This is a genomic window from Wujia sp. (genome assembly GCF_056872695.1).
Genome location: NZ_DBMFCD010000004.1, coordinates 88632 through 111661, shown reverse-complemented (window position 1 = coordinate 111661; position 23030 = coordinate 88632). Strand labels below are relative to the sequence as shown.

The 23030-nt window shown below is 43.5% G+C and carries 22 protein-coding genes; 18 read left to right on the top strand and 4 right to left on the bottom strand.

Annotated elements, in window-relative coordinates; genetic code table 11:
* Nucleotides 1-4: 4 nt before the first annotated feature.
* Nucleotides 5-382: a BlaI/MecI/CopY family transcriptional regulator gene (locus tag ACZQK9_RS05645; RefSeq protein WP_118544690.1), complete on the bottom strand. Its 378-nt coding sequence runs from the start codon at nt 380-382 to the stop codon at nt 5-7.
* Between the two features lie 133 nt (nt 383-515).
* Between ACZQK9_RS05645 and ACZQK9_RS05640 the strand changes: the two genes are divergently transcribed.
* The 5 genes from ACZQK9_RS05640 to ACZQK9_RS05620 all read left to right on the top strand — a co-directional run bounded on the left by ACZQK9_RS05640 (nt 516) and on the right by ACZQK9_RS05620 (nt 5713).
* On the top strand, nt 516-1058 hold the full coding sequence (locus ACZQK9_RS05640) for a GNAT family N-acetyltransferase (RefSeq protein WP_483269924.1): 543 nt from the start codon (nt 516-518) through the stop codon (nt 1056-1058).
* A 124-nt stretch (nt 1059-1182) separates the two neighbouring features.
* Nucleotides 1183-1395 (top strand): helix-turn-helix domain-containing protein, encoded by a 213-nt coding sequence (locus ACZQK9_RS05635; RefSeq protein ID WP_021986435.1) that lies wholly within the window; start codon nt 1183-1185, stop codon nt 1393-1395.
* A 1-nt stretch (nt 1396) separates the two neighbouring features.
* Complete coding sequence (locus tag ACZQK9_RS05630) at nt 1397-2680, top strand: type II toxin-antitoxin system HipA family toxin (RefSeq protein ID WP_483269923.1); 1284 nt, start codon at nt 1397-1399, stop codon at nt 2678-2680.
* Between the two features lie 46 nt (nt 2681-2726).
* Nucleotides 2727-3308: a hypothetical protein gene (locus ACZQK9_RS05625; protein WP_483269922.1), complete on the top strand. Its 582-nt coding sequence runs from the start codon at nt 2727-2729 to the stop codon at nt 3306-3308.
* 209 nt (nt 3309-3517) lie between these two features.
* On the top strand, nt 3518-5713 hold the full coding sequence (locus tag ACZQK9_RS05620) for a hypothetical protein (RefSeq protein ID WP_483269921.1): 2196 nt from the start codon (nt 3518-3520) through the stop codon (nt 5711-5713).
* 17 nt (nt 5714-5730) lie between these two features.
* Here ACZQK9_RS05620 and ACZQK9_RS05615 read toward each other — a convergent pair whose 3' ends face one another.
* The gene (locus ACZQK9_RS05615; protein ID WP_483269920.1) at nt 5731-6441 is read right to left on the bottom strand and encodes a glycosyltransferase family 2 protein; all 711 of its coding nucleotides are present in this window, start codon (nt 6439-6441) and stop codon (nt 5731-5733) included.
* A 225-nt stretch (nt 6442-6666) separates the two neighbouring features.
* On the opposite strand from ACZQK9_RS05615, the gene ACZQK9_RS05610 reads away from it, so the two are divergent.
* Genes ACZQK9_RS05610 through ACZQK9_RS05575 form a run of 8 tightly spaced genes read left to right on the top strand, consistent with a single transcriptional unit; the run spans nt 6667 to nt 14576 of the window.
* On the top strand, nt 6667-7587 hold the full coding sequence (locus tag ACZQK9_RS05610) for a FecR family protein (RefSeq protein ID WP_483269919.1): 921 nt from the start codon (nt 6667-6669) through the stop codon (nt 7585-7587).
* 15 nt (nt 7588-7602) lie between these two features.
* Nucleotides 7603-8781 carry a SpoIIE family protein phosphatase gene (locus tag ACZQK9_RS05605; RefSeq protein WP_483269918.1) on the top strand — a complete coding sequence of 393 codons (1179 nt, stop codon included), beginning with the start codon at nt 7603-7605 and terminating at the stop codon, nt 8779-8781.
* Between the two features lie 21 nt (nt 8782-8802).
* Nucleotides 8803-10599, top strand: coding sequence for a CHASE2 domain-containing protein (locus ACZQK9_RS05600; RefSeq protein WP_483269917.1), 1797 nt, complete (start codon nt 8803-8805; stop codon nt 10597-10599).
* Nucleotides 10596-11375 (top strand): sugar phosphate isomerase/epimerase family protein, encoded by a 780-nt coding sequence (locus ACZQK9_RS05595; RefSeq protein WP_216506053.1) that lies wholly within the window; start codon nt 10596-10598, stop codon nt 11373-11375. The genes ACZQK9_RS05600 and ACZQK9_RS05595 overlap by 4 nt, the downstream gene beginning before the upstream one ends.
* Before the next feature lie 15 nt (nt 11376-11390).
* Nucleotides 11391-11819, top strand: a complete 429-nt coding sequence (locus ACZQK9_RS05590; RefSeq protein ID WP_483269916.1) for an ATP-binding protein — start codon at nt 11391-11393, stop codon at nt 11817-11819.
* 22 nt (nt 11820-11841) lie between these two features.
* Nucleotides 11842-12144: an anti-sigma factor antagonist gene (locus tag ACZQK9_RS05585; RefSeq protein WP_178017878.1), complete on the top strand. Its 303-nt coding sequence runs from the start codon at nt 11842-11844 to the stop codon at nt 12142-12144.
* 42 nt (nt 12145-12186) lie between these two features.
* Nucleotides 12187-13485: a GGDEF domain-containing protein gene (locus ACZQK9_RS05580; protein ID WP_483269915.1), complete on the top strand. Its 1299-nt coding sequence runs from the start codon at nt 12187-12189 to the stop codon at nt 13483-13485.
* A gap of 38 nt (nt 13486-13523) precedes the next feature.
* A complete protein-coding gene (locus tag ACZQK9_RS05575) occupies nt 13524-14576 on the top strand; it encodes a type IV pilus twitching motility protein PilT (protein WP_483269914.1) in 1053 nt (350 codons plus the stop codon).
* A 41-nt stretch (nt 14577-14617) separates the two neighbouring features.
* Here the strand turns inward: ACZQK9_RS05575 and ACZQK9_RS05570 are convergent, their stop codons facing one another.
* On the bottom strand, nt 14618-15988 hold the full coding sequence (locus tag ACZQK9_RS05570) for a hypothetical protein (RefSeq protein ID WP_483269987.1): 1371 nt from the start codon (nt 15986-15988) through the stop codon (nt 14618-14620).
* A 56-nt stretch (nt 15989-16044) separates the two neighbouring features.
* Nucleotides 16045-16782 (bottom strand): LytTR family transcriptional regulator DNA-binding domain-containing protein, encoded by a 738-nt coding sequence (locus tag ACZQK9_RS05565; RefSeq protein WP_483269913.1) that lies wholly within the window; start codon nt 16780-16782, stop codon nt 16045-16047.
* 172 nt (nt 16783-16954) lie between these two features.
* Here ACZQK9_RS05565 and ACZQK9_RS05560 point away from each other — a divergent pair, with 172 nt between their 5' ends.
* The 5 genes from ACZQK9_RS05560 to ACZQK9_RS05540 all read left to right on the top strand — a co-directional run bounded on the left by ACZQK9_RS05560 (nt 16955) and on the right by ACZQK9_RS05540 (nt 23012).
* Entirely contained in the window at nt 16955-18877 is a 1923-nt protein-coding gene (locus ACZQK9_RS05560; RefSeq protein ID WP_483269912.1) for an RNA polymerase sigma factor, read from the top strand.
* 236 nt (nt 18878-19113) lie between these two features.
* Nucleotides 19114-20442, top strand: coding sequence for an aspartate kinase (locus ACZQK9_RS05555; RefSeq protein ID WP_178017883.1), 1329 nt, complete (start codon nt 19114-19116; stop codon nt 20440-20442).
* Nucleotides 20443-20640: 198 nt separating this feature from the next.
* The gene (locus tag ACZQK9_RS05550; protein WP_483269911.1) at nt 20641-21315 is read left to right on the top strand and encodes a DNA alkylation repair protein; all 675 of its coding nucleotides are present in this window, start codon (nt 20641-20643) and stop codon (nt 21313-21315) included.
* Between the two features lie 36 nt (nt 21316-21351).
* On the top strand, nt 21352-21987 hold the full coding sequence (locus ACZQK9_RS05545) for a methylated-DNA--[protein]-cysteine S-methyltransferase (RefSeq protein ID WP_483269910.1): 636 nt from the start codon (nt 21352-21354) through the stop codon (nt 21985-21987).
* Nucleotides 21988-22034: 47 nt separating this feature from the next.
* Nucleotides 22035-23012 (top strand): TAXI family TRAP transporter solute-binding subunit, encoded by a 978-nt coding sequence (locus tag ACZQK9_RS05540; protein WP_483269909.1) that lies wholly within the window; start codon nt 22035-22037, stop codon nt 23010-23012.
* The last annotated feature ends 18 nt before the right edge of the window (nt 23013-23030 follow it).

Here is a 23030-nt window from a genome sequence, read left to right as displayed (position 1 = left end):
GAGATTACTCCTTGTTTTCTTGTTCCAGTAGTGATTTCAGTTCATCAATTTCTGCCTTTGATAAATTTCGATGATCCAAAAAGGTTGAGACCATAGAGGAAAGATTCCCGTTGAAAAATTTGTCCAAGAAAGACTTGCTTTGCTGACTGACATAGTCCTCTTTCTTTAACAGTGGCGTATAGACAAAGACACGTCCCTGCTTCTCATAGGTAATAATATTTTTTGTTGCCAGCCGTTTAATTAAGGTCTGGATTGTACGTGGATTCCAGTTAGTTGTCTGCAATAGCTGTTCTGTAATCTCATTTGTGCTAATTGGATAATTATGCCATATTATTTGCATAACTTCGTATTCTGCTTCTGTAATCTGTGGCATTTTTTTCATGATAAAGCTCCTAAATCCTACAAGTGTAATAATATCATTATTATAATGAAGAGGGGAAGTCTTGTCAATTTTTCTTTTATTTTATATACTTGAATGATCGGGAATGTAGCTTCTGTCACAAGGAGGAAAAGCAATGATTGAAATACGCGAAGCAAATGAGGCAGATGCAGCCGCACTGCTTGCCATTTATGCACCGTATGTGCAACATACAGCCATTACATTTGAATATGAAGTACCAACGCTGGAGGAATTTACCGAGCGAATCCGACAGACAAAAACAAAGTATCCATATCTTGTTGCCAAGCAGGATGGAAAGGTGCTTGGGTATGCGTATGCCGGGCAGTTTCATGCCAGAGAAGCGTATGCGTGGGCAGTTGAGACGTCCATCTATGTAGATGAAAGCTGCAAGCATATGGGAATCGGTGGGAAGCTGCATGCGGCACTGGAAGAAGCATTGAAAGAACAGGGATTTTTGAACATGAACGCCTGTATCGCCTATGCGCCGAAGGAGGACGAATACCTGACGAACAACAGTGTGGAATTCCATGCGCATCTTGGCTATCGCATGGTCGGACAGTTCTATCAGTGCGGGTATAAGTTTGGACGCTGGTATGATATGGTCTGGATGGAGAAGCTGATTGGAGAGCATGGAGCGAATCCGAAAAGACCATTTTAATAAAATGTGAATTGACATAGCCGTACGGCTTATATTATACTAACAACAGTAAAATTAAGTCGAACGGCTTATTTTTATAAAAGAATTTTAAAATTATGCCGTACGGCAAAGAGGAATGATAAATATGAAGATAAGAAGTGTAGAAGAATTAGGCGAAGCGATTCGTACGCGAAGAAAAGAACTGCATTATACACAGGCGTTTCTTGCAGAATTTACGGGGTTCAGTGTCAGCTTTATTTCAGATGTTGAACGTGGGAAAGCGACGGCGGAGATAGGAAAGACATTACAGCTTCTGATGATATTGGGATTGGATCTGTCGGTGGAAAGGAGAGCATGAGTTGCGGAAATTAGAGGTATACATAGAAGAAGATGGGGATTTTGTGCTGGCTGGACAGATACAGGGTGAAACTTGGGAAGATGCAAGATTTATATATGAGAAGTCTTATCTGGAAAATCAAAGTCATCAACCGATTTCAATTAGTTTGCCCTTTCAGGAAGATGCTTTTTCGCCCTTTGAGACACGATGCTATTTTGAAGGGTTACTGCCAGAAGGATATACGAGAAGGTGTGTGGCAGGATGGATGCATGTTGCAGAGGAAGATTATTTGTCTGTGCTTGCGGGACTTGGAAATGAGTGTCTGGGTGCTGTTCGGATTTGTGAGCCGGGTGCAGGTGGATGTAGTCCGTCGTATAAAAAAATATCAAGGGAAGAATTGCTGGAATTTGCTAAAGAAGGGGCTTCAAAATCAGCCCAGTTTCTGGCAAAGGCACATTTATCATTGACTGGTGCGTCCGGAAAAACAGGTTTATATTATGATAATAAAGATGGATGGTATATGCCGTTTGGGACGGCACCAAGTACACATATTGTAAAGCAAAGCCATGTTCGGCTGAGCGGAATCGTTGCAAATGAACAACTATGTCTGCGTACAGCAAAGATATTGGGAATAGATGTACCGGAAAGTTTCATTATATCAGTTGGAACAGGAGAGCATATATTGTTTGCGACAAAACGTTTTGACCGGCTGATGCAGGAAGATAGCCGGGTGATAGATGGTAAAAAAGTTCCGTTCCGGTTGCAACAGGAAGATTTTGCACAGGCACTCGGTGTTCCGGCTTCTCAGAAATATGAGAAGATAGGGGACTCGTATTTAAAGCGTGTGTTTACATTATTAAGGCAGTATTCAGACAATCCGGTGGAAGATCAATTGAAATTATGGGATATATGTATCTTTAATTATTTAATCGGGAACACGGACAATCATATTAAGAATATTGGATTACTGTATGGTAAGGATCGAAGGACAATCCGACTTGCTCCGGCATATGACATTGTCTCAACGATGATTTACGAAGAGAGTACAGAACAAATGGCAATGGCAATTGATGGAGAATTGGATATTCGCAAGATTACAAAAGAATCATTTCGCGCAGAGGCAAGGCATATTGGACTCGGAGAGAAAATCGCAATGCGGAGGTTTGAACAAATGCAGAACTCTTTTGAACGTGCACTTGCACAGGCGAAGGAAGAAATACAGGATGCGGGATATCCGGGCGTTGAGGAAATCTATGAGAAGATTTTGAGGAAAAACCAACCAAATCACCACTTAAATCATCTATAAGATGAAGGGCTGTACAAAACTTATAGGCGAGAAAGGAAACATACATATGGAAAATATTCCGGATCAGGAAGAAGTCGAATATCCAATCAAAGAAGATCTCTGGAACACGGAGAGCAATATTGTACGCAACACAGTGAAAAATAATCTACATAAGAATGGATGGATGATGAATGACGCGGGCGTTGCAGAACAGCTTGACTATGAAATACAGGATGTGTATTTTACAGACAAGAACAAGATTGCTCCGAACTATGAACGAAAACCAAAAGAAGGGGACGAGGTAGTCGTGGATAATGATCAGGTGCGGATTACGTACATTAACTCCTATATCATTGACGAGCTTGACAAAAATGCATTTTCAAATAATCCATATTTCTATGTGGAAAATAGGACGGACCATGACTTAAAGATAGAAGTGGAAGGAACCGCGATACTGGATGGGAAGATTATCCGGGCGCAGACACCATTTGATGTGACATTCAAGGTGTATGATTACACGGAAAGCTATGGGGAATATATCAACGATAATGTGTATGGCGTCTCCCATAATAATTCAATAAAAGAGATTTTAGATCCAACCATGAAGCAGTACGACGCGCAGATTGTGATGAGAGATATAAATGATTAGAAAGGCGGCTCCGGCAACGCCTGACGGTAAGAAAAATTGCGTATTATTTCAATTCAAAAGTCTATTAAAGAACAAAAAATTGAGTTTAATACAATGCCAAGATGAAATGCATCAACTTAAAATTGAATTTGTTTGACATACATTTGATGATTATGGTAAAGTTTATCATAAGAAACTAGAGTTTGTTGTATGCGGGAGAGGTACAATCTATGGAGAAACGAATTCGGGCGTTAAAAGCGATTATATTAGTGGTTGTGATGATTGTAGAATTGTTTGGCGTGGATGCCGTGCGTGTAGTTGCAGAAACAATTAATGTTACGGGGGATACGACGATTTCAACGGAAGACAATCGTGACTATGTTGTGACTGGTTGCACGCTGACTGTTTCATCTGCCGGAAATATCACCGGAACGGTGTTTGGATCTGGTGGAACGATTGTCAATCGAGGATCCATCGGTAAAATTGAAGGAAACATAGAAGTTGATAATCAGGCGGGAGCCAGCATCCAGGATCTTCAAAGTTCAGTCAACATTACAAATGCCGGACATATTACATCCGCGACATATAGTTCGACATACACTTTGACAAATAGAGGAACGATAGATACCCTGAATGTTGATAATCCTGGATATTCTGACAGCGCTGCGACAGTCAACATGAATGCAGGAACGATTTCTTCTTTGAATGTAAAAAATTATACAGGGACGAATCCGGTCATTAACTATGCAGGAGGAACGATTACATCCCTGACTGCCGAAGGAACGAATGGTGCAGATCTTGTCGTATCCGGAAGCCATGAGATAAGTCAGCTAAAGGGCACCGTAAATGTATCGGGCAACGGTATGCTTACGGTATCAGGGGCATTACAGCTGGGAAAAGGCTATACAGGAGAAAAACTGGGGGTTACAAAGGATACAGCTTTAACTGTACAGGATGGAAATACTGTACAGGTAAATTATAAGGATCATGTGTACAGTATTTCGTCTGCAACAGAACAGAAAATCACGGAACTTGCAGGTAATACTGTGAGAGCTATGATGGATGATGCAGCTGCAGCTACCATGACGGTAGAGACTCCATTTACATCAGAAGCATATATGTATGGCGAGCAGGCTGTGGCAGTATATCTGGCAAAGGATGATTATTATTTTCCGGAAGATTATCAGGCGACGGTGACTGGTGGAAGCGGAACACTGGATATAACACGGGTAAATGCGAAGGAAATAAAACTTGCATATACTTTTGCGGATGAAAAAAAGGATATTCAGATTTCACTGCCTGCAGCAAATGCACGGGGAACACAGGATGCTCCTGCCGGACTTGACGGTGGGGTGAAGAAGGTAACCGGTGTAACAGAAGATATGGAATATGCTGTAAGCGAAACATCTGATACATGGACGCAGGTAACAGGAATTACGGATAGTGGAACGTTAGCTATGGAGCCTGGCACCTGGTATTTTCGTTATAAAGAAACAGATGAGAAGAAGGTCAGTGCAGCGACAAAGGTTATAGTGAAAGGGGAAGGCGTTGCAAGCGTCGAACAAGGTGATGTGAATTATGGTACAAAGCCAGATCCCAAAGCTGAAACATCGACCAACACAGAAAAGACTGCTGTGATCGAGTATAAGGAAGCGACATCCGATGATACGACATATAGCCAGACAGTTCCAACTGCAGTCGGAAACTATACAGTCCGGGCGACCTTTGCAGAGACAGAGGCGTATGGGGAAGCTGTTGCCACGACAGATTTTTCAATCAAGTATCTGGAAACACCGGAACCGCCATATACTCTGGTCGGAACAAAAGGAGAAAATGGGTATTATACTTCAAATGTAGTGGTAAAACCGGCGAAAGGATATATGATATCTACGGAGTTAAATGGTACTTATGTGGAGTCTCTGACGATTCGGAATTCCCAGTCAGAAACCGTCTTTTATCTGAGAAATGCAGATGGTGAAATGACAGATGCAATATCCATAGAGGCAATCAAGATCAAACAAGGCGCGCCAACCGTAAATCTGGAACATGGAAAAACATATTATGGAGATTCACAGAAGCTTGTGATTCAGGATGACTATTTGAGTCAGGTATATGTAAATGGAGTATTACAGAATTTAGATGGAACAGAATTTGTTCTACAGCTTGGTTCCAATAATGGAAAGAAAAAATATGAGATTACAGCAGTTGATGTAGCTGGAAATAAAAAGACAATTCTTGTAACGGTCGCAGCGGCCTGGATGAAAACAGGGATAATCCCAGAGGGAGTTCTGGTTAATCTGGAAACAGGAAATGGGTATAAGCTTGGAACCGGAAACTGGAAAGTAGCAGGAGACAGCACATCTTATAGCGGAGGAACAGAATTCTATGTGAAAAAAGATGGTTCCTATAAGTTTGGAAAGCAATAAGAATAATCAGCGGAAATTTATTTTAACGGTTTTTTGCAGATAATAAAGTAAAGGTGTCGGACACCATCAGAAAATGTTCTGAGGTGTGAGGCACCTTTTCTTTTGTCACAGCGAAAGTTGATAGGAAGTTCTTTGATCTTGTGCTTTCCATTTGCAAAACCGGCAATCATTTCTGTTGCAAATTCCATTCCGGTACACTGCAGATGCAGACCACGAATAGCATTTGTGGAAAAACCGCGTAGGCCACAATGAAAATCGTAAATAAATGTATGAAATCGTTTCCTGCCCAGATAAGAGAGCATAGGAATCCCTAGATATCGATGCAAAAAAGGCATGGCACGCTTCTCCATTGTTCCGGAAAAACGATTGCCGATGACGAAATCATATCCTTCCCGGAGGGCATCGACAAACGGCTGCAGACCAGAAAAATCATAGCTGTAATCACAATCGCCCATGATAATGTATCTGCCTCTCGCAGCGTTAATCCCACCTGACAGGGCGTTCCCGTAACCTTGTCTGGCAACAGAAATAACACGGGCTCCCATTTTTTTAGCAATTGCCGGAGAACCATCTGTGCTTCCGTTATCTGCAACCAGAATTTCAGCAGATACATCTGCATCTGAAAGAAACTTCTGGATTTCCCGTATGCATAGAGGCAGTGTCCGACGCTCATTTAAGCAGGGCAATAAAATTGTAAATTCCGGATCAAAATTAGATAATTGCTTCATATATTCTCCATATTTTTCGTGTTCTATGAGCAAAAATTATCATATACAATCAGAAAAGTCAAACAACGTAATAAAGAGCGTGAAAAATGAACTTTAATTGATAAAATCAATTAAAAATATAAATAAAGATGAGTTGCAATTGACATATATTTGGTGTTTTGTTAAAATTTTATCAGTTAAATTGTGTTTTTTTCACTTATTTTAAGTAGAATGTGGGAGAAGAGGATGGAGAAAAAGAAAAGCAGACGTTGGCTTATAATTGCTGTTGCAATCCTGGTGATCGCAGCGGCTGTTGCAATTATATTGCTGATTACAAAGAAGAAGGATTCTTATCGTGTGATTAAGATTTATGAGGTCGAAGGAGCCGCATTTGTACAGCGGGATGGCGTGGATGATCTCGAACCATATGCAAACATGCTTCTGAAATCAGGCGATACCGTACGTGTGGATGCCGGGAGCATGACACTCAAGCTGGATGAAGATAAGTACGTATATGTGGAAGAAAATACGGAATTTAAGCTGATTGCACAAGGAACGGATGAAAACAGTAAGACAGCCATCGAACTTACGAAGGGAGCAATCACGAATGAAATCCAGAATAAGCTTAGTACAGAATCTTCGTACGAGGTGAATACACCGAATGCGACGATGGCGGTGCGGGGAACCGTATTCCGGGTAGAGGTGACGTATGATGAAGCAGGTGTCTGCTATACAAAGGTTTCTACGTTGGAAGGGAAAGTGGCTTCCCGGCTTGTATATGCGGATGGTTCGGTCAGCGAACAGGAAGTGCTGATTGAACATGGATACGAGGTGATCATCTATCAGGATGATAAGAACACGGATTATATGGGAGATGTGGAACCGATTGATTTTTCTAAGTTACCGCAGGCAGTCAGTGAACGGTTTGGTGCGTTAATCGAAGAATTAAAGGAAGAACTGGGGTTGAAAGAAGAAACAACCGAAACAACGAATCAGAAGAGCGAATATACGGTAACCTTTATGTATAACGGCACGGTGTTCGGAACCCAGACCGTGAAGGCGGGCGCCTGTGCACAGGAACCATCTCTTATGCCGGAGGCAGGCGGAAGCTGGGATTATGACTTCTCAAAGCCTGTGATGGAAGATATTACAATCGAGTGGAAATAATACAGGGGGATACACATGGATATTGAACGGTTAAAAAAGGTTACAACGATACAGGAATTTTTCCAGATCACAAACAAGGGAACCATCAGCGATGGCACGAAGGCATTTTTGAACGCGATGAAGGAGGTACGGATTCCTTCCGGGCAGGATATTGTGACATATGGGCAGGAAAGCGATGATGGAATGTATATCATATTAGAAGGAAGCGCGGATGTGTACAGTTCATCGAATGCCCTGATCAATACACTCTCGGTCGGAGATTTCATCGGGGAGCTTGGGCTGATCAACGATGATATTCGTGCAGCGACTGTGCGTGCACGCGGAGAAGTTGTCTGTGCGAATATCTCCAAAAAGCTGTTTGATGAAATCGCATTTGAGAATCGTAAGGTCTATGGCACATTTATGAATATGCTCTACACAAAAACAACAAAGCTTGTTTCCGAACGGGAGCGTATCAAATCAGAGCTTGCGATTGCCACGCAGATACAGACCGGATGCCTGGAGAATGATTTTTCATGCTTTAACCGGTTAGAAGCTGTAAAATTGACGGCCAGAATGCGTCCGGCGAAAGAGGTTGGTGGAGATTTCTATGATATGTTTATGATTGATGAGACACATATGTGTTTTCTGATTGCGGATGTATCGGGGAAAGGCGTTCCGGCGGCGATGTTCATGAGTATGGCAAAGACCCATATCAAGAACTATGCTACACTGGGACTTCCGCTTGCAGAGGTCGCAATCCGGGCCAATAACCAGTTATGCTATAAGAATGAAGCAATGATGTTTGTAACCGCGTTTATCTGTGTGCTGGATCTTGAAACAAACCGGGTTACATTTATCAATGCAGGACATAATCTTCCGTTTGTGCAGAAGGCAGATGGGGAGTTTCAGATGATAACGGCGAAGGCGAATATGGTGCTTGGGATGATGGAGGATGTTCCATACCGGGAGCAGTATCTGGAGCTTTCAAAGGGGGATTGTATATATCTGTATACGGATGGTGTGACAGAGGCGTTAAACCCGAAACAGGAGCTGCTTGGAGACGCAAATCTGACAAGCATGTTAAACCGTCACAGAGAAATGGCCGGTGATGCAGATGCATTTGTCGATGCCATGTATGACGAAGTAGATGCATTTGCGGACGGGGAGATGCAGGCGGACGATATTACGATGGTGTATTTAAGCAGGAAATAAGAAAGTACATAAGAGGGGTTTATGAAGAGTATTATTCGGGATTTATTGGAAGCGGTGATTGTGTGGCTGCTTGTGCTTCTGATGACAATCAGCAATTTGATTTCACCACTTGATTATATTGTGAAAGATGCACTATACCAGAGACCGCGGGGCGTGTCAGGAGATATCAAGATCATCGGAATCGACGAGCGCACCTTAGAGGAGCTTGGACCGATTGGAACATGGTCCAGACAGTACTATGCAGATTTGCTGGAACTATTGAATGCAGACGAAGCTTCAAAGCCGGCAGTTGTCGGATTCGATATCATTTTCTCCGGAAATGTGGATGAAGCAGGGGATGAAGCGTTTGCAAATGCAGCAAAAAAGAGTGGAAATGTAGTTGTGGCATCCCAGCTGATCTACAAGGAAAAGCCTGAGTTTGATGCAGATGGTGTGAAGTATTATCCGATCGATACGATTATCTATCCATACGAAGCACTCCGGGCGGAAGTGACATGCGCTTATACAAATGTATCGCAAGATTCGGATCGTACAGTCCGGCGTGTATTGATGAAAGAAAGCTATGCAGGACAGGAACAGACGATGTTCCCACAGGCAATCTATGAGCGTTACTGTGAGAAGACAGGACAGACAATCAATACAATTGCATCGGACAAGACCGGACGTACCTTGATTAATTATTCCGGCAAGCCGGGTGATTATGAGTGTATCTCTCTTGTAGATGTGTTACAGGGAAAGATTGATACCCGCGTATTCAAAGACAGCATTGTTTTAGTCGGTGCATATGCGGCAGGTATGCAGGATAACTTCAACGTGCCAAACGGTGGCAATCAGCAGATGTACGGAGTAGAAATCCATGCGAATATCCTGCAGGCATTTATGCAGAACCGGTTTTCCGTGAATGGAAATCCGTTCTTATTCGGTTTGTTGACCGGGTTTGTCTGTGCGATTCTGCATTTTATGTTCAAACGGACGAAGATCTGGCTGTCAACAATATTGCTGATTGCAGGGGTGGCAGCAAACCTGATTGCAGGTGTAATACTTAATAACAATGGAATTGCCATCAGTCTGATTTATGCACCGCTTGTGCTGATTGTCTCCTACATATATTGCCTGGCAATCGGTTATATTCTGGAGAAGCTGAAGCAGAAGAGGGTATTAAAAGCATTCAAGAAATATGTCGCACCGGAGATTGTGGATGAAATCTCGAAGAAAGGGGATTTTCATATCAAGCTTGGCGGTGAGAACCGGGATATTGCAGTACTGTTTGTGGACATCCGGGGATTTACAACGATGTCGGAGGTGTTGGAACCGGAGCAGGTTGTTGAGATCCTGAACAGTTATCTGGCACTTACGACAGAAGCTATCTTCAAAAACAAGGGTACGCTCGATAAGTTTGTCGGCGATGCAACGATGGCGGTGTTTAATTCTCCGTTTGATCTGGATGACTATGAGTTCCGTGCAGTATGCGCGGCATGGGATATCGTACAGGGTGGAATTGCATTAGAGGGAGAGTTAATGGAACGATTTGGCAGAAGTGTCGGATTTGGAGTCGGCGTCAATTGCGGTCCTGCAGTTGTTGGAAATATCGGCTGTGATTTCCGTATGGATTTTACGGCAATCGGAGATACCGTAAATACAGCAGCGCGGTTAGAGGCGAACGCGAAGAAAGGGCAGGTCCTGATCAGCGATGTTCTGTATGAGAGAGTGAAAGAACGTGTGGAAGTGGAAGAAGTCGGAGCGATTCCTTTGAAGGGCAAGTCGAACGAAGTATTTGTCTATGCAGTAACCGGTATAAAGGGGGAGCGTGCAACATGAGATGTAAGAAAATACTGATCATCCCGGATCGAGCGGAGCTTTCTTCGTATACAAAGCTCGCAGACCGGATGGATCTTGGATTTGAATACAATGATTTTTTTATCCCGAAGCTGCTGGATGATACAGAACAACTGGACACAGTGATAGCAGGGTATGAACAGATGTCCGGAATGCCCGGTTATTGTACCTTGCATGGAGCTTTCCTGGATGTGACGGTGTTTTCCGATGATTCGCTGATTGCACGGGCATCGGACTATCGCGTGGAACAGAGTCTGACGATAGCGAAGCGCCTTGGTGCAAAGGGTGTTGTATTTCATACGAATTATATTGCTAATTTTAAGACAGACAGTTATCGGGACAGTTTTGTGAAGAAGAATGCCGCATATTGGAGTGAGAAGCTGTTAAAATATCCGGACATACAGATTTACATGGAAAATATGTTTGATGATACACCGGAACTGCTTGCGGGACTTGCAGAGGAACTAAAAGGATATAAGAATTTCGGTGTCTGCTTTGATTATGCCCATGCCCATGTGTTTGGAAATCCGGATGAGATTGGATTGTGGGTGCGGACATTGGCACCATATGTAAAGCATCTTCATATCAACGACAACGATTTCAGACAGGACCTGCATCTGGCTGTGGGAGATGGGAAGATCGACTGGAAGCTGTTTAAGAATTATTATGAAAACTATTTTCCGGATGCAACCGTATTAATTGAGGTAAACAGCATGGAAAAGATCCGGAAATCACTGGATTTTCTGGAAAGTCTGTGATGGAGGGCGTGGCGATTGGAAAATAAAAAGATAATTACAGTAGAAGCGTCAATGGAAAATCTGGATAAGGTCACTTCGTTTGTCGAAGCGTTCCTGGATGATTATGCGTGTCCGATGAAGATTGTAATGAAGATTCTGCTCTGCGTGGAAGAGCTGTATGCCAACGTTGTAAATTACGCATATGGTTCACGGGGTGGAAACTGCACGATTGAATTAGAAGGAAAAGCATATGAAACAGAAAATGAAGTCTGCATCTGTATGCGGGATCAGGGCGTGCCGTTTGATCCGTTTGCGAAGGAAGACCCGGATATCACGCTATCTGCGGATGAAAGAGAAATCGGCGGACTTGGTATTTACATGGTGAAAACTATCATGGATATCGTGTCCTATGAATATAAGCAACAAGAAAATATAGTTACAATGATTAAAAAATGGCAGATATAAGCTGCCGGAGTAGGAGGATATTATGGAACTGAAAAAGGAACAAGAAGGAAATAAGCTTATTGTAAGTGTGTCCGGACGTCTGGATACGAATGCTGCACCAATCATGATGAAGGAGCTTGAGGAGCTGCTCGTAGATCCGGTGAAAGAATTTGAACTTGACATGGGGGCTTGCGATTATGTAGCAAGTTCCGGACTTCGTGCGATTCTTTGGGCACAGAAGAAGATGAATGGATTAGGCGGATCTATGGTTGTAAAAAATGTGATTGGTGATGTAATGGAAGTATTTGAGATGACAGGTTTTGCAGATATTCTGACATTTGCATAGCAGAGTCTGAAACGTGGATGTATAGCAAAAAGGGAGGTTACTATGGATTTCAAAGAAGAAATTGTACAGTTTATGACTGACAAAGTAGGAGGAATTACAATTGTTGCAGAGGGGTCTGCAGAGATTGTATATGCGGATTCTTATTTCCGGAAAAAGTACGGAGATGCTGTCGTTGGCATGGATGCAGAAGAGATTTTTGTATGGAATGACGATTGCCCGGCATTGGAAATTGACGGGGATGCTGTTGAATGGGAATATATTGATACAAACACAAAAAAATATTTCAAATTCAATTCCGGACTTTTTCAAAAAGAAGGAAAAAAATATAAGATACACCAGATTACCGACATCACGGAATATATGGGGTTGAATCGTGATATCACAAAATATATGGGATTTTTCCGAAAGCTGTCAAAGTTCCAGACTACGGTTTTAGAGAAGCTGTCAGAGACGTATTATGAGCTGCTTCCGATGCTTGCGGATTATTTTAATACAAGCAAAGCTTATTTTATGATTCAAAGAGATGCGGTCATGGATGTCATCACTTATAATAAGATGGGAAATGTGTACAGTAATGACCGGATCGGCTATGATGCGGGTGTGGCAGAGCTGTTTGAGAGTAGCTGCGAAGATGATGTGTTGTTTGGAAGTTTTGATGAGAAGGTTCAGGAGATTCTTCGGTTAAATGGGGCGAAGGATGACAGTACATACCGGATGCTCGTAAGTGGTGAGGTTTCCGGACAGCGATATGCGCTTTACCTTGGAGTATGGCCGAATATGGATTGGGAGTCCATGAATGAATCAACATTAAAAAGCGTAATCAGTCTGTATATTGAAAATGGAGTTATGCGCGAGAAATTGGTATATGCAAGTGAGCATGATGGATTAACCGGACTTTATAACAAGGCAAAATATCTGGAGATGGCTGAAAAAGAGTTCCAATCCCTGGATTCTATTGCAATCTTTAACTTTGATGTAAACAATTTAAAGAAGATGAATGACCAGTTCGGTCATGAGGCAGGAGATAAGCTGATTATCAAGGCGGCAAACAGTTTCCGAAAGGTAACAAGCAACCGCGTACATGCATTCCGTATGGGTGGCGATGAGTTCCTTCTTGTTGCAGAAAATATATCTAAGACGGAGACGGATAAAATCAGGCAACGCTGGGAAGAAGAACTCGCAAGATTGAATATGGCAGACGATGGTATTGACTGTGTTGTTGCGGTTGGTGTCGCATATGGTGAAAAAGAGTATGATTATGCAGCACTTTTGAAGCTCGCAGATGAGAGAATGTACGAGGACAAGAAGGCAAAGAAAAAACCGGGAGAAGAAATCCGGTAAAAGCATTTGAAAAAGCACTGAAAAATGGAGGGTGAAAAATGGGAATGACATTTCGCAAACTGATTGATTATGCAAAAAAAGAAGAAGCGTCTGATGTACATGTGACAGTTGGTACAAATATTGCGCTTCGCCGGTTTGGAAACCTGGAGATCATGGAGCCGGCACCATCGGCAGAGGAAGCGACGGAACTTATCTTCAGCGAACTTAACGAGGAACAGATTGCACAGGTAAAGGCGGGCGAGGATCTGGATTTTGCTCTGATGACAAAAGATGGTACAAGACTGCGTGCCAATATCTACCATCAGAGAAATAATATCGCAGCGACATATCGTATCCTGCGTTCGAAGATTCCGACATTTCAGGAATTACATGTTCCGGATGCAATACGGAAACTGATTTTGGAACCGCGCGGACTGATACTTATCACAGGACCAACCGGCAGCGGTAAGACAACCACGCTTGCATCTATGATTGATTATGTAAATCAGAAACAGGCAAAACATGTTATGACGATTGAAGATCCGATCGAGTATGTGTATTATCATGCAAAATCCATGATACATCAAAGAGAGGTCGGAAGAGATGTCGATTCGTTCGCAAAGGCACTCCGTTCGTCTCTGCGTGAGGATCCGGATATTATCCTGGTAGGCGAGATGCGTGATTATGAGACAATCAGTGCGGCAATTACGGCTGCAGAAACAGGACATCTTGTGCTTTCTACATTACATACAACGAGTGCGGCACAGACGATTGAACGTATTATCGATGCATATCCGGCACATGGACAGTCACAGGCACGTACCCAGCTTGCGAATGTACTCCGGGGTATCGTAACACAGCAGCTGATTCCAATGGAGGATGGGACCGGAATGGCAATGGCAACGGAGATCTTGATCAATACCGATGCGATTGCAAACCAGATTCGTGAGAATAAGACACATCAGATCGTATCTTCTATGCAGGGTGGTGCGGCGCTTGGTATGCATACACTGAATGCAGATTTGAAACGTCTGGTTCGTGAACAGAAGATTACAGAAGAAATGGCAAGAAAATATAGCACGAACGTGAAGGACTTTGAGACGCAAAGATAGATGCGGTCTCAGAGATGAAGCTATATGAATATTCGGGTTTGTTATGATTTCCTTGTGTTAGTACGATGGCGTTTGCGGGGCTTTAAGAATTTTTTAGACACAAGCTTCCAGTCCACTCCGTAATAGGAGATCATGCAGAGACAGAAGATACTTGCAAATTGCGCCCGGTAAGTGAAGAAATAATGCAAAAAGGCGTGGTTTGCAAGTGTCAGAAACCGGATATACGGAATACAGTATAAAACTGTGAATAACCATGGCATATAATTCTTTTTTTCGTTCTTTCGGAACAGATAATACACCATTAACAATAATAAAAAAACACCGATTGCGGCGATATATCCGTATCCTTTCATGAAATTAAACGGGAATATACATGCGATATTCCGTAGAAATGCATTTATAGAAAGCGCCGGTCCATGCAGGCTGCCGGCATCTCCGTTTACCCGTGTGGAGGCGGATGATAAAGCCTGTGCAAAGATATTTCTGTTCAGAGCAATCGATGTAATGCTCCATTTGGCAATCCAGGAAGCCAGATAGCCGATGCCCCAGCAGACAGAACGCGACAGAATGATTTTAAAACCGGTTTTTGCATCGCATAACCGGTTATTTTTCTGCATCAGGACAAGTAACAATGCAAGCGGAAAAAGGAGTGTAATTGTCTCGGTTGACAAGAAATCAAAATATGCGGTGATATTCCCGACAAGCAGGAAGAACAGCCCAGATACCTCCTGTTTCTTTTGGTAAGAGAATATCGTAAGGATGCTTGCAATAAACATGATCAGAAAGCACCAGATGTATTCGAGACTCATAGGTATAAACCAGAACGATACCGACAAAAGCGCAACGGACATAGCCAGGGCACAGAATATGTGTCCGGATTTCGTCAGTTGCGTAAATAAAACAACAAATAGTATTGCCAGTGTAATGGCAAAAAAGATATAGATCTGCCGGATGTTTAATATCGTTAGCAATGGACGTATGAAAATAGTTGAACCATGCCAATACCGGAAATAATCGTAGGTAGGTGTTACGTTGGAGGTTACTGCTGTATAGAGATTCTCATTTTCGTTGTGCGTTTCTGTATAATAATAAGAAGCGGTAAGCGGTGAGGTAACCGGATGAGCCGAATCAAAGTGATATAGGATATTCAGAAGGATCGCATCCGCATAGTGGTCGATGTTAGAGGCAGGATCCTGTTTTACTACACGGTAAAAGACCGGCTTTTCCAGTAGATATTCCGCTGACTCCTGCGTATGCTTCCGGATGGCAGAACGCGGAATCAGGGAAACAGCGGAAAGTAAAAAAACTTCCAGAAACGTGAGAACAAGAAAAGAAACGATTCCGATGAGAATCGTTTGGCTTCGTTTCCTGTTTGAATTCAAACTGCTGTTTTGATTGAAAGAATGTTTCATATCGCCTCTCCGTGAACTTTGATCAGTATGTGTCAAACGGTTGTGATAGGTGCCGGTTAACGGTTGGGAAGATGTGTGGCAGGAAGCGCCTTGTTCAGGTCATCCACCGGCGTCAGAAGACAGGCACAAAACCCTTCGAGTGGCTGAAAACAGCGCACAAAAATCTCTTTGTTTATTTCCGGGCTATAATCGCGGATGTAACGGCTGCTGCCATTGACTGCGACATCGGTATATGCAACCAGCCATTTTTTGTCAGCATTTGGAAATACTGAGAAGAAAGAATGATTCATCATTTCTTCGAGGGTTTTTCCTTCGATAACTGCCATCTCATTGTTGCAATAACGGAATACAAAATCAATCCCATGTCCGTTGTTGTTGAATATAAGCTCAATCACACAAAAGGCAATCGGCATATTGTCCAGAATCGAAAACCGGTTTCGGATATCGACCACTGTCTCGATGCTGTCTGCAATGCTTTGGTGTAAGGTCGCATTCAGCTTTTTGTGTGCAGCGGCCGTGCGTTTCCTTCCGTGGAATTCGGCACCATCGAGCATATGATAGATGCCATCCGCAATATAATTAATCTGATTTTTGGCAACGACAATCCCTTTGTTTACACAGATAAAATCATGCAGTTCCAATGATTCAAAAAAGTCTTTGATTGTTATATAAGTAAGGAATGTCTGATCATCCATCGTGTGAATACACGTTTTACCATCAACACGTGTCAGATATTTGATATCTTCAATCTGAATATGGTTTTTCTTGAAATATTTTAATATTTTGCTGTCCATTGCAAAACTCCTCAAATTACTTTAATATCTATGATGTGAGTTTAGCAAAGAAAAATGTAGAAGTCAACGAAAGACCCATAAAACGATGGATTTCAAGAAATTTTGAAAAAACCCAACCGAAGGTGCGCATATAACGTCTATATAGTATAATAAGGAAGAAAGGAATAAACATATGGAACAAATTCAGAAATTGATAACCCGTGTTATAAACGGAGACACGCAGGCGTTTGAGGAGATTTATCAGGCAACATACCGGCAGGTGTATTATACGGCGTTCAGCTTTTTGAAGAACGAACAAAATACGCTGGATGTGATGCAGGATACATACATCACGGCACTCACGCATCTGCAACAGCTTGAAAACCCGGAGCGGATTGTGGCATGGTTAAACCAGATTGCCGTGAACAAATGCAAGGATTTTCTGATGAAGAAGATCCCGGAGCCGATAGAAGAAAACAGTATCGATACAGAATTGCTGGAGGAAAATGACAATTTCCTGCCGGAAAGCTATGTGCTGAATGCCGAAAAACGAAAGATCATTTTGACGATTATGCAGGAAGAGCTGTCAGCAGTGCAGTACCAGACGATTATTTTATATTATTTTGACGGGATGAGCGTACCGGAGATCGCGGCATGTATGGAGTGCCCGGAAGGCACGGTAAAATATCGTCTGTCCGCAGCGCGAGGCAAGATCAAGCAGGGCGTGCAGGATTATGAGAATACGAGCGGCATCAAGCTGTACTCATCTGGAAGTGTGGCATTGCTTACTGCAATTTTTGTTGCAGAATCACAGTCACTTGTGATTCCGAACGTGCTTGCCAATATATTTGCCGGGGCAGCGGGACTTGCGGGTACAGCGGCAGGTGTAGCAGGTGCTGTTGCATCGACGAGTACCGCATCGGCAATCGGTGGAAGTGCAGCGGGAGCGGCTACGGGGACTGCCACTGGTACAGGAACAGCAGTTGCAGCCACGAAGGCAGCGGGTGTAGCAGGAAAAGCAGGAATAAAAGGCCTCTTTCAGACGTTAAAGGCAAAGGTGATTGCAGGTGTGACAGCGGCTGCACTTGTTGCCGGAGGTGTGACAGCCGGTATCCTTACACACAACAAAAAACCGGATACAGGCAACCATTACCGTCCGGTAGAGATAACCGTCTGCGATGATGAGTATATAACATTGACAATCAAACGTGTATATGAACAGGGCTATGTTCCAAGCGAGGAAGAAATGCCGATGTATCAGTTGGATCCGGAAGCATGGACGGGGGAAGACTGTCTCATTTATTATACGGTGACAAATAAGACGGATAAACTGGTTTATTATGACCTGCAAATCCGGAGTGTAAACGATGAATGTATGGATTATGACTGGGAAGCAACAAACTGGTGGTACTTAGATCCGGGACGGGAAAATATGGAAATCTGTGCAAATAACTGCAATGGAATCATGCCATACAAGGCAGGCAGAGATCCGATGACCCGGGCAAAAATCGAGCTCGCGGTCTATACAGAAGGAGAACTGGCAGAGCCGGTCCTGCAGGATCATAGCGTGCAGGAGATTGATTTTACAGAGGATAAAGAGACGCAGGCGAAGGCTTATACACGGACACCGGCGGAAACGGATCAGGTACTTGTTGACAACGACGAATTGCGTATTACTTATATAGGAGCCGAAGTGCATAATGCACCGGAGAGAAGCTCATTTAATGCTTATCCAATCTTTTATGTTGAAAATAAGACTGATCATGATCTGCTTGTGACAATGAATGGGACATATGCACATTATACAGGACAATTTGCTTTGTTTGCGGGATGCAGCGGCTATATGACAAGAACGAATATAAATGATTGGGATATATCGGATTCGGATGACACGGGAGCGGAGTATCAGGAATTTGCGCAAATGTATCAGGACAAGGCATCATTTGATGTAACGTTTGAAGTATATGATTATACGGCAAGTGGCATGGATTATATTGCTGGTGATATGTATTCGGCAAAGACCGGGCATACAGCCAATCTGCAGGATGCCTTGGCAGCTTCAAAAAAAGAATATCCGGCGAGCTTTGTGCTTGTGGATTATTCAACGCAGCAATAAAACTCCCGGAATAATGAAATAGGTGTAAAATGTCTATATGATGATTTAAAATTAAAGACAAAAATGAGAGAAAATATGGACAAAAATCAAAAATAAGTGAACGGAAGAGTCAGCAGGAGAAAAAAACAGAAGGAAAATAAAAGAGAAGATGTAGAATTATCTCTTGCTATATTGTTGAAAAGTGTATAAAATACAAAATATCAAAATACTAAACCAAAAAGGATATATGGAAGATTATGAAGAAAGTTGTAAAATTCGGTGGTAGTTCATTGGCAAGTGCGGAACAGTTCAAGAAGGTTGGAGCAATCATTTCAGCCGATGAGAGTCGTGTCTATGTTGTTCCTTCTGCACCGGGAAAGAGATTTCCGGAAGATACGAAGGTAACAGATATGCTTCTCCATGTGTATGAGACAGCAAAAGCAGGGGAAGATATTACGGAAGAGATGAAGGCAATCAAGGCAAGATATGATGAGATTATCACAGGGCTTGCGCTGAAGGATTTCTCGTTGGATAAGGATTTTGAAGAGATCACAAAGAAGCTGATCGAGAATCCACAGGTTGATTATGCAGCGTCCAGAGGAGAATTTTTGAATGGTAAGATTATGGCTGCATATCTTGGTGTTGAATTTATTGATGCCGCAGAGGTGATCTTCTTCAATGCAGAAGGAAATCTCAACAGCTATAAGACAGAGAAGGTTCTTAGTGAGAGACTGTCGAAGGCACCACGTGCCGTTGTTCCCGGATTTTACGGACTTGGCAAAGATGGGAATGTCAAGACATTTTCCCGTGGCGGTTCGGATGTGACAGGATCTATCGTTGCACAGGCAAGTCAGGCAGATGTGTACGAGAACTGGACAGATGTGTCCGGTTTCCTTGTAGCTGACCCACGTATCGTTCCGAATCCAAAGCCGATTAAATATATTACTTACAGAGAGCTTCGTGAGCTTTCTTATATGGGAGCATCCGTCCTTCATGAAGATGCGATTTTCCCTGTCCGTAACTGTGGTATACCAATCAACATCCGTAATACAAATGCACCGGAAGATCCGGGTACATGGATTGTTGAGAGTACATGCCAGAAGCAGGATTATGTAGTGACAGGTATCGCAGGTAAGAAGGATTTCTGTACAATTTTTATCTCCAAGGCAATGATGAATTCCGAGATAGGATTTGGAAGAAAAGTACTTCAGGCTTTTGAAGAAAATGAGATTTCGTTTGAGCATATGCCATCCGGTATCGATACCATGACAATTGTTGTTCATGAGGATGAATTCATGCACAAGGAGCAGCGGGTGGTATCTGCAATCCATCGTCTCGCAAAACCGGATTCAGTTGAAATCGAGTCAGGACTTGCGCTGATCGCAGTCGTTGGACGAGGCATGAAGTCTGCAAGTGGTACTGCCGGTAAGTTATTCAGTGCACTTGCCAAGGATGGAATCAACATCAAGATGATCGATCAGGGGTCTTCTGAGCTGAATATTATTATCGGTGTTAAAAATAAAGACTTCGAGCCGGCAATCAGGGCAATTTATGATACATTTATTGTAGATAAAAAGAAGAACTAATTCTATAAATGCAATTGATTAGGCCGGCAGGCGGATGATATTGACAGTAAATCGGGCAGGAGGTATTCTGCCCGATTTTTTCATGGTTTCTGTCAGGAGACAGCGTCGGATCGTGTAAACAGAGGAACATCCAGATATAGACGGTTCCTTTTATTTATGGTACAGTTTATACAGCATATAAATGGGGAGACAAAAGATATGACGGAGTTACAGCGAAGATTGTTTGAATTGCAGGATAAAAAGTATCAGGCATTTCACTCAAAATTGATACCGAATATTGAACCGGCGCATGTGATCGGAATCCGGACACCGGTGTTGCGGAACTTTGCGAAGGCGTTTGCGAAAGAGGATGGTGCGGAAGTATTTCTGCAGGAGCTGCCACATACCTACTATGAAGAAAATAATCTGCACATGATGCTGATCGGTGGCATCAAGGACTATGCGCAGTGCTTATATGAGGTAAAGCGCATGCTGCCATATGTTGACAACTGGGCGACATGCGATTTCCCGGTTCCGAAATGTTTTGCGAAGCATAAGGAGGAACTGCTTCCGGAGATCCGGACATTTCTTGCATCCGGGGAGACCTACACGATCCGCTATGGCGTAGGGCTTTTGATGCGGTTATACTTGGATGACGATTTTCGACCGGAATATCCGGCGATGGTCGCGTCAGTCACATCAGAGGAATATTATGTGAATATGATGATCGCGTGGTATTTTGCTACCGCACTTGCCAAGCAGTGGGAGACGTGCATCCCATATATTGAAGAGCGGAGATTATCACCGTGGGTACATAGAAAGACGATTCAGAAGGCGGTGGAGAGCTACCGGATCACGGATGAGCAAAAGGCGTACTTGAAGGCATTCCGGTAAGAGTGTACTATAATAAAAAGAATGGAGGCAGAGAAGATGCGGACAAGAGAAGAAGCCATAGCGTTTGCGCTGTCGTTTCCGGATACATATCAGGATGCCCCGTTTCATGATGATAACTGGCAGCTGGTACGTGTGAAGGGTAGCAGGAAAGCGTTTTTGTGGACGTATGAACGGAATGGATATATGAATCTGAATGTCAAGGTAGACCCGGAGTGGCGTGATTACTGGCGGGACGCCTTTGAGTCGGTTCTACCGGGCTGGCATCAGAACCGGGAGCATTGGAACACGATTATCTTAGATGGAAGTATGCCGGACGATGCGGTGCGGGAAATGATCGCAGAGAGCTACCGGCTTGTCACTGACAGTCCGTCGAAGCGGATCTATGAGGCAGTGAAGAAGATTCCGCGTGGAAAGGTGGCAACATACGGGCAGGTCGCAGAGCTTGCCGGCGATAAGAAGATGGCGCGTGCGGTTGGAAATGCATTGCACAGGAACCCGGACCCGGAGCATATCCCATGTTATCGCGTGGTGAATGCGAAGGGCGAGCTTGCCGGAGCGTTCGCATTCGGCGGTGCGAATGTACAGGAGCAACTGCTTGCAGCAGATGGAATTATGGTCGTGGACGGACGCGTGGATCTTGAAACGTATGGAATGAAACTACCGGAGAATTAAAGAATGAAGGGGTTTGAGGGGCAATACCAAGAAAGGAGTGGAACAGTTTGAAGAATAAGATAAAGAAGATAGCAGCGGCGTTGTTGGCATTTACCGTCGGTTGCGTAAGTCTGACCGGCTGTAATGTGCGGCAGGATACGATCCGGTTCGGTGCGGCAGGTGTCGGTGGCGGATATTATGCATTTGCGACTGCATATACACAGCTTGCAAATGCAGAGGATGCGGAAATGAAATTCAACATAAAATCAACGGCCGGTTCGATGGCGAACTTGCGGCTGCTGTCCGAAGGATATGTAGATGTGGCAATTGCACAGGCCGATCTTGCCACAGCCGCGTATTATGGAACGGATGAAAAAGGGGAATCCTATCAGGGATACCGGGTACTGGCAGGCCTATATACCGAGGCGTGCCAGATCGTTGTGCGCAAGGATTCCGGAATCAAAAGCTTAGATGATCTGCAGGGAAAGACGGTAAGTATCGGTGAAGCAGAATCCGGAACTGAGCGGAACGCATCGCAGATCTTGCAGGTGAGCGGACTTGGTTCACCGGTTACAGAGACAGTTAACCTGACGTATATTGAGGCGGCAGAGAAGTTAAAAACCGGCGAGATCGACGCGATGTTTTACACAGGCGGTGTGCAGACCAATGTGATTGCGGAGCTTGCAGATAGCTGTGAGATTGCGCTTGTTCCGGTTGATGCGAAGACCGTGGATAAGCTGAAGCTTGCATATTCATCGTATGAAACGTGTGAGATTCCGGCGAACACTTACAATGGACAGACGGAGCAGGTTGCAACGGTCGGCGTCAAGGCACTGCTGCTTGCGAGTGAGAAGATGTCCGATGAGACAGCCGAAGAACTTACAAGGCAGCTTTTTGCGCATGCAACAGAAATCGAGTATGCAACTTCATTAAAGGAAATAGCGGATGTAAATGCGGCTGTGGATGGGGTGCAGATTCCATTCCATCCGGGCGCAAAAGCATATTACACGTCACAGGGCATCACGGTAGATGCACAAGAAAATTAACAGATAGGAGAACCGTTT